The 11,502-nt window shown below is 71.7% G+C and carries 15 protein-coding genes; 14 read left to right on the forward strand and 1 reads right to left on the reverse strand.

What is annotated here, in order from left to right; genetic code table 11:
- The first annotated feature begins 31 nt into the window (after window positions 1-31).
- The 14 genes from D7I43_RS26765 (at window position 32) to D7I43_RS26830 (ending at window position 11,189) form a co-directional block, all read left to right on the forward strand.
- A complete protein-coding gene (locus tag D7I43_RS26765) occupies window positions 32-1,210 on the forward strand; it encodes a PP2C family protein-serine/threonine phosphatase (RefSeq protein ID WP_120331346.1) in 1,179 nt (392 codons plus the stop codon).
- Window positions 1,211-1,257: 47 nt separating this feature from the next.
- Complete coding sequence (locus D7I43_RS26770; protein ID WP_120331347.1) at window positions 1,258-1,728, forward strand: MarR family transcriptional regulator; 471 nt, start codon at window positions 1,258-1,260, stop codon at window positions 1,726-1,728.
- Window positions 1,729-2,036: 308 nt separating this feature from the next.
- On the forward strand, window positions 2,037-2,666 hold the full coding sequence (gene clsA / locus D7I43_RS26775) for a cardiolipin synthase ClsA (protein ID WP_120331348.1): 630 nt from the start codon (window positions 2,037-2,039) through the stop codon (window positions 2,664-2,666).
- Window positions 2,663-3,595, forward strand: a complete 933-nt coding sequence (locus D7I43_RS26780; RefSeq protein WP_120331349.1) for a DUF881 domain-containing protein — start codon at window positions 2,663-2,665, stop codon at window positions 3,593-3,595. Before clsA ends, D7I43_RS26780 begins: the two co-directional genes overlap by 4 nt.
- Complete coding sequence (locus D7I43_RS26785; protein ID WP_091588778.1) at window positions 3,592-3,924, forward strand: small basic family protein; 333 nt, start codon at window positions 3,592-3,594, stop codon at window positions 3,922-3,924. The genes D7I43_RS26780 and D7I43_RS26785 overlap by 4 nt, the downstream gene beginning before the upstream one ends.
- Window positions 3,925-3,934: 10 nt before the next feature.
- Complete coding sequence (locus tag D7I43_RS26790) at window positions 3,935-4,879, forward strand: DUF881 domain-containing protein (RefSeq protein ID WP_120331350.1); 945 nt, start codon at window positions 3,935-3,937, stop codon at window positions 4,877-4,879.
- Window positions 4,880-4,935: 56 nt separating this feature from the next.
- The gene (gene gcvH / locus D7I43_RS26795) at window positions 4,936-5,316 is read left to right on the forward strand and encodes a glycine cleavage system protein GcvH (RefSeq protein WP_120331351.1); all 381 of its coding nucleotides are present in this window, start codon (window positions 4,936-4,938) and stop codon (window positions 5,314-5,316) included.
- A gap of 214 nt (window positions 5,317-5,530) precedes the next feature.
- Window positions 5,531-5,983 carry an oxoglutarate dehydrogenase inhibitor Odhl gene (gene odhI, locus D7I43_RS26800; protein ID WP_007071101.1) on the forward strand — a complete coding sequence of 151 codons (453 nt, stop codon included), beginning with the start codon at window positions 5,531-5,533 and terminating at the stop codon, window positions 5,981-5,983.
- Between the two features lie 50 nt (window positions 5,984-6,033).
- On the forward strand, window positions 6,034-6,735 hold the full coding sequence (gene ftsR, locus D7I43_RS26805) for a transcriptional regulator FtsR (protein WP_192902285.1): 702 nt from the start codon (window positions 6,034-6,036) through the stop codon (window positions 6,733-6,735).
- 178 nt (window positions 6,736-6,913) lie between these two features.
- Entirely contained in the window at window positions 6,914-7,378 is a 465-nt protein-coding gene (locus D7I43_RS26810) for a bifunctional nuclease family protein (protein ID WP_120331353.1), read from the forward strand.
- A 205-nt stretch (window positions 7,379-7,583) separates the two neighbouring features.
- On the forward strand, window positions 7,584-8,180 hold the full coding sequence (locus D7I43_RS26815) for a MerR family transcriptional regulator (RefSeq protein ID WP_120331354.1): 597 nt from the start codon (window positions 7,584-7,586) through the stop codon (window positions 8,178-8,180).
- 696 nt (window positions 8,181-8,876) lie between these two features.
- Window positions 8,877-9,275, forward strand: coding sequence for a group I truncated hemoglobin (locus tag D7I43_RS26820; protein WP_120331355.1), 399 nt, complete (start codon window positions 8,877-8,879; stop codon window positions 9,273-9,275).
- Window positions 9,276-9,277: 2 nt separating this feature from the next.
- A complete protein-coding gene (locus tag D7I43_RS26825) occupies window positions 9,278-10,459 on the forward strand; it encodes a globin domain-containing protein (protein WP_120331356.1) in 1,182 nt (393 codons plus the stop codon).
- A gap of 52 nt (window positions 10,460-10,511) precedes the next feature.
- Window positions 10,512-11,189 carry a DivIVA domain-containing protein gene (locus D7I43_RS26830; RefSeq protein ID WP_240033179.1) on the forward strand — a complete coding sequence of 226 codons (678 nt, stop codon included), beginning with the start codon at window positions 10,512-10,514 and terminating at the stop codon, window positions 11,187-11,189.
- Window positions 11,190-11,288: 99 nt separating this feature from the next.
- Here D7I43_RS26830 and D7I43_RS26835 read toward each other — a convergent pair.
- On the reverse strand, window positions 11,289-11,502 hold a 214-nt coding region (locus D7I43_RS26835), incomplete at its 5' end, for an IS30 family transposase (protein WP_120331357.1).

Here is an 11,502-nt window from a genome sequence, read left to right on the forward strand (position 1 = left end):
GCCCCGTAGCAAATTTTTCGGAGGAACAACGATGGTGGACGCCCCCGGCCCGGTGTCGCGTACCCTGCGCGCGGCGCCGCCCGACCAGCTGGCCGAGGCCGCCGACCGCGCGATCCGGTCGGCGTTGGGCGCCACCCGGACGGACGTGTTCATCGCCGACTACCGGATCAACGGCCTCTGGCCGGTGCTCGACCCGGAGCCGCCGTCGGCCGGCTTCCTCGCCTGCGAGGGGGTGGCACAGCGCTGCTTCAGCAGCCAGCAGCCGGTCCACGACGCCGCCGGCGACGGGCGGTGCCGGCTCTACCTGCCGCTGTCGGTGTGGGGTGAGCGGCTCGGCGTGCTGATGATCGAGCTGCCCGGCGTACCCGACCGGGCCCTGGAGGAGCGGGCCCTGGACATCGCCGGTGACCTGGCGGTGGCGCTGCGCGCGGCCGACCGGGAGACCGACCGCTACCGGCGGGTGCGGCGCCGGGAGCGGCTGAGCATGGCCGCCGAGATGCAGTGGGAGCTGCTGCCCGGCCGCAGCGTCACGCAGCGGGCGTTCCACCTGGCGGGCCAGCTCGAACCGGCGTACACGGTGGGGGGCGACCACTTCGACTGGTCGGTGGACGGTGACCGGTTGACCGTCACCGTGCTCAACGGCGACGGCACGGGACTCGCGGCGTCGCTGCTCACGGCGGTGGCCGTCAACGCGATGCGCAACGCCCGCCGCTCGGGGGGCGGTCTGGTCGAGCAGGCGGAGCTGGCCTCGGACACGCTCTACTACCAGCACCGCGGCCGCCGGTACGTGGCGACGCTCCTGCTGGAGCTGGACGTGCGCACCGGGCGGGTGCGGGCGGTGGACGCCGGCTCGCCGCACGTGCTGCGGCTGAGGGGCGGGGCGGTGGAGCAGATCACGCTGGACCAGCAGCTGCCGCTGGGGATGTTCGCCGAGGCCCGGTACGACCTCCAGGAGTTCACGCTGGCGCCGGGGGACCGGCTGTTCGTGGTGAGCGACGGGGTGTGGGCCGCGAACCCGGCGGGGAAGGAACCGTACGGCGAGCGCGTGATGGCGCGGGCCATGCGGTCCACACGGTTGCAGCCGGCGGCGGAGGCAGTTGGTACGGTGTTGCGCGAACTACGTGCCTACCACGCCGACACCGACCTGCGCGACGACGCGGTCGTGGTCTGCCTGGACTGGCACGGTGTCGACGGCCGGGACGCCGGATGAGGGGCGAGGCGGCCGGGTACGAGCGGGACGACGGCAGGGGACATCGGGTGGAACGACCTCCGGATCTCGCCGCGGCGATCGTCGCCGCCGCCGACGCGCTGGTCGACGTGCTGGACTCGGCCGCGTCCCGGCACCACCTGTCGGTGTCGCCGACGCAGCTGCGCGTGCTGTCGCTGATCAGCGCCCGTCCGGAGACGAACGTCAACCGGCTCGCCGAGCTGCTGGACGTGGTCCCCTCCTCGGCGAGCCGCCTCTGTGACCGGCTGGAGGCGACCGGCCTGCTGCGCCGGGCCGCGGACCAGCGCGACCGGCGGGAGGTGCGGCTGACCCCCACGGCGGCCGGCGAGCAGCTCCTGCGGGAGCTGGCCGAGCGGCGGCACCGAGCGGTGCGGGCCGTGCTCGACCGGATGTCGCCGCGGGCCCAGCACGAACTCCTGCTGGCGCTGCTCTCGTTCCAGCAGGCCGCCACTCCCGCGCCCGCCGAGGCGCCGGCGGAGCAGGCCGTCCGTACCGCCTGACGGGCCACCCTTCCAGGGTCGGCTCTTTCACCACTAGTATCCTAGGACGCTTTACGGGTGGTGCGGCCCGCCACACAGGAGCAAGGAAGATCGCCACAAGGATCACGGCCTCCGGAGCGCCGGAGCAGCCCGATATAGTGGCAGCGCACACGGCCCGCGATCACCGATCGCGGGCCGACGTCAGGGGAGGTCCCGTCCGGCGGGGCCGCGGTGAGGGTGCCGGCGACCGCCGGCCCGACAACGCGTACGCCCTCCCGCAGCGCCCGTCTCGGACGCCGGGCGCCGGGGCGTGTCGCTAAGGAGGTTCGGTGTCGCGTCGGCCGGCGGGGGCAGAGCAGGCACGGGCCTCGGACGGCGCGGCGACCGGCCGGGTGCTCACCGTGCCCAACATGATCAGCTTCCTGCGGCTGCTCGGTGTGCCGCTCTTCCTCTATCTCCTGCTGGTGGCCCACGCCGACGTCGCCGCGATCGTGGTGCTCGCCGTGGGCGGCACCACGGACTGGGTGGACGGCTGGGTGGCCCGCCGGCTGCGCCAGGTGAGCCGGCTGGGGGAGCTGCTCGACCCGCTCGCCGACCGCCTCTACATCCTCGCCACGCTGGTGGCGTTCACGGCCCGCGAGGTCGTGCCCTGGCAGTTCACCGCGGCGCTGCTGGCCCGGGAGCTGCTCCTGCTCGGGTCGTTGGCGGTGCTGCGCCGCTACGGGTACGGCCCGCCGCCGGTGCACTACGTGGGCAAGACGGCGACGTTCGTGCTCCTGGCCGCGTTCCCGACCCTGCTGCTGGCGGCCGCCGTACCCTCGGCGGCCACGGTGGCCGGCGCCCTCGGCTGGGGTCTGGCCTGGTGGGGTCTGGTGCTCTACTGGGTGGCGGGGGCCATGTACGTGATCCAGGCGGCCCGGCTCATCCGGGCGGCCCGCGGCGCGGGGGTCGCGACGTGAGCGCCGAACGGGGTGACGGCGGGCGCCCGGCCCGGGTGTACGCGCCGGACTTCCTCACCGAACTCTTCCGCAACCCGCTGGAGCCGGGGTACGTGGCCGCGGCGGAACGCAAGCGGCGGAACCCTCCGCCGGCATGGCGTACGCGCTCGGCCCGCTCGGTCAGTCTCGTGGTGCTGGTGCTGCTCGGCTTCCTCCTGGCGGTGGCCTACCGGCAGACGATGGAGGAGGAGCCGGGGCGCAGCCAGGCGCGCTCGGGTCTGGTGGAGCAGATCAAGGAGCGGGAGCGGCAGACCGACGAGCTGTCCGCGCGCGCCGACCAGTTGCGGGAGGAGGTCGGCCGGCAGCGGGACGCGGCGTTGAGCGGTTCGACCGCGGCGCGGCTGCGGGACCTCGAGGCGGGCACCGGGATGGGCCGGGTGCGCGGTGACGGTGTGGTGGTGCGGTTGGCGGACGCGCCGGGTGACGCGGACGCGGTGACGGGCACCGGGGCGGGGCCGCCGCAGGTGCTGTACACCGATCTGCAGGGCGTGGCGAACGCGTTGTGGAGCGCCGGCGCGGAGGCGGTGGCGATCAACGGGCAGCGGTTGACCGCGACGTCGACGATCCGCTCGGCGGGGAAGGCCATCCTCGTGGACTTCCGTCCGGTGACCGGGCCGTACGAGGTGGCGGCGATCGGGCCGGGTTCGATGAAGCGGCGGTTCGAGCAGAGCCGCATCGCGGCGCTGATGCGCGAGGTGGCCGACAAGACCGGGCTGTCGTTCGGGGTGCGGGAGGCGGACGACCTCACCCTGCCGGCCGCGCCCGAGCCGCGGCTACGCTACGCGGAGCCGCCGGGCAGCCCGAGCCCTTCGCCGTCGGGTGACCGGTCCGCCAGTCCCGGGCCGTCCGGCTCGGGGACGTCTCCCAGCCCCTCAGGAGGTGGTCGATGATCGCGGTGCTGGCGTTGCTCGCCGGTGTGGTTCTCGGGGTGTGGCTCGATCCCACGGTGCCCGCGGCGTTGCAGCCCTACCTGCCGATCGCGGTGGTGGCGGCGCTGGACGCGGTCTTCGGCGGGGTGCGGGCGAAGCTCGACCGGATCTTCGACGACAAGCAGTTCGTGGTGTCGTTCATCTCGAACGTGCTGGTGGCGGCGTTGATCGTGTACCTGGGCGACCAGTTGGGCGTGGGTGGTCAGCTGTCCACGGGTGTGGTGGTCGTGCTGGGGGTGCGGATTTTCGGAAACGTGGCGGCGATCCGCCGGCACCTGTTCCGGGCGTAGGTTCTAGGCGATGAGCGACGAGCAGACCGAGACCGGCACCGGGTGGCCGCAGCCGGCGGGGCCGGGGCGTCCGGCGGGGCCGGCGGGTGAGCCGGATCCGCGGCCGGACGCGCCGGATCCGGACGAGCTGAGCCCGTTGGCGCCGCGGGAGAAGCCGGGTGACGGTGAGCGTTCCGGCGCCGAGGGCGGCGACGTGGAGCCGGTCGAGGACGCGACGGTGGAGTTGTCGTCAACGCCGGCGTCCGCGCCGGCGGGGCGTGGGCGGGTGTCGGCGGCGAGTGTGATGATCGCCGCGTTGCTGGCGCTGCTGGGGTTCACCCTGGTGGTGCAGTTGAAGACGACGTCGACGGATCCGGCGTCGGGTGCGACGCGGCAGGAGGACCTGGTGCGGATCCTGTCGGATCTGGATGCCCGGGAGAACCGGCTGCGGCAGGACATCGCGGCGTTGGAGGAGAGCCAGCGCCAGTTGCGCTCCGGTGAGCAGGGGCGGCAGGCGGCGCTGGAGGAGGCGACCCGGCGGGCCGACGAGCTGGGCATCCTCGCGGGCACGCTGCCGGCGACGGGGCCGGGGTTGAGTGTGCGGTTCGAGGCGGGCGCCAAGCCGATCTCGGCGGTGCACGTGCTGGACGCGGTGCAGGAGTTGCGGGGCGCGGGCGCGGAGGCGATGCAGATCTCGGGTGGGGATCGGGCGACGGTGCGGATCATCGCGTCGACGTACTTCCTGGACGGGGAGAACGGGTCGTTGATCGTGGACGGGCGGCGGTTGACGGGGCCGTACACGATCACGGTGATCGGTGATCCGGCCACGATGCGTACGGCGTTGAACATTCCCGGTGGGGTGGTGGCGTCGGTTCAGGGTGACGGCGGTACGGTGCACGTTGAGGATCGTGAGGTTGCCGAGGTTTCGGCGCTGCACGCGCCGATCAAGCTGGAGCACGCCCGTCCGGTCTCCTGACCGGCGCGGCCACCGGGGGTGGAGGCCCTCGGTGCGATGGATGAAGGACGCGTCTGTTGATTCCTGAGGATCTGCGATACACCGCCGAGCACGAGTGGGTGGCGGGTGACGGTTCGGGCACGGTCCGGATCGGCATCACGCACTTCGCGCAGGACGCGCTGGGTGACATCGTGTACGTCCAGCTGCCTGATCCGGGGACGGCCGTGGCGGCCGGTGAGTCGTTGGGTGAGATCGAGTCGACGAAGAGTGTGTCGGAGATCTACGCCCCGGTGAGCGGCACGGTGGCCGCGCGCAACGAGGCGCTCGGCGACACCCCGGAGGTGATCAACACTGACCCGTACGGTGCGGGTTGGTTGGTGGAGATCACGCCGGACGATCCGACGGCTGTGGACGGGCTGTTGACCCCGGGTGCCTACCGCGAGCTCACCGAGAGCTGAGTGTGCTTGATCCGGTGCGCCCGTCGAGTCCGCGCGTCCGGTTGCCCTGCATTTCGGCGCTGGCTAGGCTCGCCCAGTCGACCGAGAACCCATTAGTTGAGCGTTGCGGAATTGCCTTCCCGGGCACGGGGAGCCAGCCGCCGGGTGATGGACTGCCCGGCGGCCAGACCCGCCATTACCCGACGCCGACCGAACAGATCCGTGAGGTGGTCCCATGACGCGCCCAGACGACGAGTTCCCCCCGCTCGACGTCACTTCGACGCTCAATCTCGGTTCGCTCGACGAAGTGCTGGAAGGGCCGGACACCGACGTGGTGCCGAGCCGGATGTCCGGTTCGCTGCCGCCGGGTATGGCGCTGCTGGTGGTTCGTCGTGGTCCGAACGCGGGGGCCCGGTTCCTGTTGGATCACGACGTGACGACCAGTGGCCGGCACCCCGACAGTGACATTTTCCTCGATGACGTGACGGTGTCGCGGCGGCACGCGGAGTTTCACCGGGATGGTGGGACGTTCACGGTGCGGGACGTGGGAAGCCTGAACGGCACCTACGTGAACCGGGAGCGGGTCGAGGCGGCCACGTTGAGCAATGGTGACGAGGTGCAGATCGGTAAGTTCCGGGTGGTGTTCATCGCCGGTCCGCGTCCGGAGGAGGAGGCCGGCCGGGGGTGAACGAGCCTGCGGCCTCCACGTCACCGGGGGCGGCCCGGTCCCAGCCGCTGATGAGCATCGGTGAGGTGCTGGGGCAGTTGCGGGTGGAGTTCCCCGACGTCACGATCTCGAAGTTGCGGTTCCTCGAGGCCGAGGGGCTGGTCGAGCCGCAGCGGACGGCGGCGGGTTACCGGAAGTACAGCTGGGACGATGTGGCGCGGTTGCGGTATGTGCTGACCGCGCAGCGGGACCAGTATCTGCCGTTGCGGATTATCCGGGAGCACCTGGCCGAGTGGGATGCGGGCGGTGTGGCGCCGGGTCGGTCGCGGCCGACGTTGGTGGCGGTCGGTCCGGGTGGCGAGGTGCCGGGTCGGGCCGCGGAGGAGCCGGCCGAGTCGTCGGAGGTGCGGCTCGGCCGGTCGGATCTGCTGGCCCGTAGTGGGTTGGACGAGTCGACGCTGGGCGAGTTGGAGCGGCTCGGTGTGGTGGTGTCCGATCCGCCGGGCTGGTACGACGGCGACGCGTTGATCATCGCGCGGGCGGTGGCGGGTCTGGCGGCGTACGGGTTGGAGCCGCGGCATCTGCGGGGTTACCGGACGGCGGCGGACCGGGAGGTCGGTCTGTTCGCTCAGTTGGTGGCGCCGTTGGCGCGGCAGAGTGATCCGGCGGCGCGGGCGCGGGCGGCGGAGACGGCGCGGGAGTTGGTGGCGTTGTCGCAGCAGTTGCACGCGGCGTTGGTGCGGGTGGGGTTGCGGTCGACGTTGGGCCGGTGAGTGGCGGCGGACCGGTGCGGAAAGATCTGCGTCGGGAAGCGTGTCGTAGGCTTGCCGGGGTAACCCCTCTCTGGCGCGGGCGTGGTGCGCGAAGCGCATGGGACGACCGTGTCGCGGTCCGTGTACCGTGCAGGGAAGGGCGCGGTGCGGCGTAGGTGACAACGACACGGAGGCGGCGGTGCGCGAGCTGAGCGTGGTCGGGGTTCGGGTGGAGCTGCCGAGCAACCAGCCGATCGTCCTGCTCAGGGAGGTCGAGGGGGACCGCTATCTGCCGATCTGGATCGGCGCGGTCGAGGCGACGGCGATTGCCTACGAGCAGCAGGGGGTCAAGCCGGCCCGGCCGTTGACGCACGATCTTCTGCGGGACGTGTTGGCGGCGCTGGAGGCGCCGTTGCGGGCGGTGGAGATCACCGAGTTGAAGGAGAACGTCTTCTACGCCGATCTGTTGATCGGGGATGGCGTGCGGGTGTCGGCGCGGCCGAGCGATTCGATCGCGTTGGCGTTGCGGGTGGGTGCTCCCATTCGTTGTGCCGAGCAGGTCCTCAGTGAGGCGGGGATCGTCATCCCGGATGAGCAGGAGGACGAGGTGGAGAAGTTCCGCGAGTTCCTGGAGCAGGTGCGTCCGGAGGATTTCGCGGGCTGAGCCGCACCGGCGGGCTGGTGTCGATGGCGGGGCCGGTGGTCACGGTGTGTGACACCGGCTCCGATTTGGTGATCTTCGTTGTGGCTGCGCGGCGTGTCGCGGCCGTTTCTCCCTGGTAACCCGTGAGGGCCGCTATAGGGTTGCCGTGTCGAGGGGTCGCGTCCCGGAAACGACGCGGCACCGCACGGGCGGGGAGGTTGTCCGGATGCACGAGCCGCGGAACGTCGATGCGGGTACGGAACTGGACGAGCCGGGTGTGGCGCCGCCGGGTTCGGCGACGGACAGTGACGGGTCGGTGGGCTACCGGGGGGTGACGGCCTGCCACGCGGTGGGCATCAGCTACCGGCAGTTGGACTACTGGGCTCGTACGGGGCTGGTGGTGCCGAGCGTGCGGGACGCCTCGGGTTCGGGTACGCAGCGGTTGTACTCGTTCCGCGACCTGGTGGTGTTGAAGGTCGTGAAGCGGCTGTTGGACGCCGGGGTGTCGTTGCAGAACATCCGGAAGGCGATCGACGCGTTGCGGTCGCGTGGGGTGGAGGATCTGGCCGGGATCACGTTGATCTCGGACGGCACGACGGTGTACGAGTGCCGGTCCCCGGAGGAGGTCGTCGACCTGTTGCAGGGCGGCCAGGGGGTGTTCGGCATCGCGATCGGTGGGGCCTTCAAGGAGATCCAGGGGTCGCTGTCGCATCTGCCGGCGGAGCCCGCGGCGGGTGCCGGGTCGGCGGGTGAGCCGTCGGTGCCCGAGGGTTCGGTGGGTGACGAGCTGGCGGCCCGGCGGGCGCGGCGGCGGGCTGGCTGAGGCGGGCGACGACGCTGGCGGCCCGGCAGAGCCGGGCGGGCGCCGGGGCGGCAACCCCGGTGGGCTGGCCGCGGTCGGTCGGTTGGTTGGTCGGCGTGGTGTCCCGTGGAGCCCGCCGCGGGCGGCCCGAACGGCGCCTCGGAGGGTCTCTTTCCACGGCGGTTGGCGGCGGGATCATGCCGCCGGGCGGGGATCTGTGACGTTCGGTGCGGGCGACGCGCCCATGCTTGTTGCAATTTTCGTGGTGACTGTCCGTATATGTGGAGGGGCGCCTGCCGGGGTCATCGCCCGTTCGGTGGGGCGGGCCGTCCTGCTGGCGGATCATGGCCTGTCGGGTCGGCCGATGCTGGTCAGGCGATCGGCCATCCGCTGTCTGTGGTGGTCAGGGGGCGGGAAGCCGCTGGGAGAGGCCGGTCGCCAGGCTGCTTCCGCAGTGGACGGTCGCTCGTCGATGGTGACGCACGGTGCATTTGCTTTCGCGTGGTGTGGTGATCAACGACCGGCCTTTCGTCACCGTACGTGGTGGACGGTGTCAGGAATCCGATAGGGGGGCCATGACCGGCGCGGCGCGACGCGCTATGGTCCGTCACGCGGTTGGCCCGGGTGGGTGCGCGTCGTCGCGGCGTCGCCTGCCGACCGGGCTGGCCGTTGCCCCTCCGCGCCACCCTCGCGCGACCCCTCCAGGAAGGAACGACCGTGACGGTTACGGACGCAACCACCCCTGTCTCGCACTACGAGCGGATCGGCGGTGCCAGCTCGGTGAAGGCGGCCGTCGAGCTGTTCTACGAGAAGGTGCTCGCCGACCCGGAACTCGCCGGGTACTTCACCGATGTGGACATGGTGGGTCAGCGCCGGCACCTGGCGCTGATGCTGACCGTGGTGCTCGGTGGGCCGAACGAGTACGCCGGTCGGGGGTTGGCCGAGGCGCACAAGCCGTTGAACATTCCGGTGGCGCACTACGCGAAGGTCGGTGCGCACCTCATCACGACGCTGACCGAGCTGGGGGTGCCGGCGGACGTGCTGGCGCACGTGCAGGCGGTGCTGGGTGAGGTGCAGGACCAGGTGGTGACCACCGGGAACCGTCCGGGCGTCTGAGCGTGGACGCGGCACGGCTCAAGCAGAGCTGGTCCCTGGTCGCCGCGCACGGCGACCAGGTGCCGCTCTACTTCTACTCGACGTTGTTCCTGACCCACCCCGAGACCCGGCAGATGTTCCCCACGAACATGGCCGGTCAGCGGGACCGGCTGGTGACCGCGTTGGCGCACATCGTGACCAACGTGGACCAGGTGGACCGGCTCGTGGGGTTCCTGCGCGACCTCGGCGCCGACCACCGCAAGTTCGCGGTGCGGCCCGAGCACTACCCGGCCGTCGGTGAGGCGCTGCTCGCCACGCTGGCGCACTTCCTGGGCGACCAGTGGTCCGAGGAGCTGGCCCAGGACTGGGCGGCAGCGTACGGGCTGGTGTCCCAGGTCATGATCGAGGCGGCGCAGGCGGCGGAGGCGGTGAACCCGCCGTGGTGGGTCGCCGAGATCGTGGCGCACGAGCGGCGTACGTTCGACGTGGCGGTGCTGACGCTGCGGCCGCAGTACCTGCTGCCGTTCACGCCGGGACAGTCGATCGGGGTGTCGCATCCGACGGTGCGGTCGTGGCGGTACTACTCGCCGGCGAACGCGCCGCGGGCGGACGGCACGCTGGAGCTGCACGTGCGGGCGGCGCCGGGCGGCGCCGTGTCGTCGCGGCTGGTGTACGGGTCGGCGGTGGGTGACCAGTTGCACCTGGCCGCGCCCGTGGGTGACCGGTTGACGCTGTGGTCGGCCGGGTCCAGCGACCTGCTGCTGCTGGCCGGCGGCACCGGCTGGGCGCCGGTGAAGGCGCTCGTGGAACAGGTGGCGGCCGAGGGTTCGCAGCGCCGCGTCGACCTGTACGTGGGGGCCCGCTCGCGCAGCGAGTTCTACGACAGCGACGCGATCGACAAGTTGGCCGCGTCGTTCCCGTGGCTGACCGTGACGTACGTGGTCGGCATGGACCCGCTGCGGCCGGGCGGGTTCCAGCACGTGGCCGACCGGGCGCTGGCCGACGGGGACTGGCGGTCGCGGCACGTGTTCGTGTGCGGCTCGGACGAGATGGTCGCCCACTCGGTGCAGGCGTTGACCCAGGCCGGCTACCACGCCGGGCAGCTGCACCACGAGGGGTTCGGCAAGCACTGGTACGGGCCGGCGTGGCGGACGGCGGTGGACGAGGCCGTCGTCCCTGACAACTCCTCCGGAGGTGCCCGGTGAGCGCGACGAGCAGGCTCGCGAGCGCCGTGGCCGTGAACGAAAGGTCAGCCCGGTGACGACGATCAGCAGGTACGACGGGGTGCAGGCGCCCGGCGGTGTCCAGGTGCGGATGACGGCCGACCGGGTGCGCCGGTGGGAGTTCTCGTCGGCGTCGTTCACCCGCCGCGGGTACGACAACGCCGAGGTGGACCGGTTCCGGATGCAGGTGGCCGACGAGCTGGACCTGCTGTCGACGCAGATCGCGAACCTGCGGGCGGAGAACGAGCGGCTCACCGACCGGGTGGAGCTGCACCGGCACGGGGTGATCCCGAGCAAGAACGCCGCGGTGCCCATGCCGGCCGCGAAGGAGGTGAACCTGCTCTCGGCGGCGCAGCGGGAGGCGGAGCAGATCATCGCGCAGGCGCACGACTACGCGCGCCGGGTCGCGGAGTACGCGCGCGCCCAGTACGAGAGCTACATGCAGGCGGCGGTCGAGGAGGCGAGGCAGGAGGCCGAGCGGGCGGTGTCGGAGTACCGGAGCGCGGCGGGGCCGAGCTTCGACGACTCGGTGGCGACCCGGGAGGCGCTGCGGATCTTCGGCGAGATGATGATCTCCCACATGCAGGCGGCGGCGCGGCATCTCGACGACGGCAGTGAGCAGTTGGCGCGTACGGTGAACCGGCTCGTGGGGGAGGCGGTGGGCGCGGGAGCCCAGCAGACGGCGCTACCTCCGCGACACCAGCAACGCTGACCTCACCCCCGTCTCCGGGCCACCCACCTGGACCCTCTCCGGTGATCATGAGGTTATTGCCGGCGCCGTCGGGGCGGCGTCAAGTGGTGAGTGCAATTGTTAGGGCGTGATGAGTTCGGCTAGTCGCTGGGCTGGGGTGGCCCAGCCCAGTGTCTGGCGGGGTCGGGTGTTCAGTTCGTGGGCGATCTCGTCCAGGCCGGTCTGGTCGATGGTGCGGAAGTCGTAGCTGCCTTTGGGGAAGTACTGGCGTAGCAGCCCGTTGGTGTTCTCGTTGGTGCCGCGTTGCCAGGGGCTGTGCGGGTCACAGAAGTAG

Source organism: Micromonospora globbae, from assembly GCF_003610785.1.
GTDB classification, from domain to species: domain Bacteria; phylum Actinomycetota; class Actinomycetes; order Mycobacteriales; family Micromonosporaceae; genus Micromonospora; species Micromonospora globbae.

Coding starts and splice junctions, on each gene's coding strand:
- odhI (WP_007071101.1), top strand. CDS start 5,531: ATGACGCGCCCAGACGACGAGTTCCCCCCGCTCGACGTCACTTCGACG.
- D7I43_RS26790 (WP_120331350.1), top strand. CDS start 3,935: ATGAGCGACGAGCAGACCGAGACCGGCACCGGGTGGCCGCAGCCGGCG.
- D7I43_RS26765 (WP_120331346.1), top strand. CDS start 32: ATGGTGGACGCCCCCGGCCCGGTGTCGCGTACCCTGCGCGCGGCGCCG.
- ftsR (WP_192902285.1), top strand. CDS start 6,034: ATGAGCATCGGTGAGGTGCTGGGGCAGTTGCGGGTGGAGTTCCCCGAC.
- D7I43_RS26785 (WP_091588778.1), top strand. CDS start 3,592: ATGATCGCGGTGCTGGCGTTGCTCGCCGGTGTGGTTCTCGGGGTGTGG.
- D7I43_RS26815 (WP_120331354.1), top strand. CDS start 7,584: ATGCACGAGCCGCGGAACGTCGATGCGGGTACGGAACTGGACGAGCCG.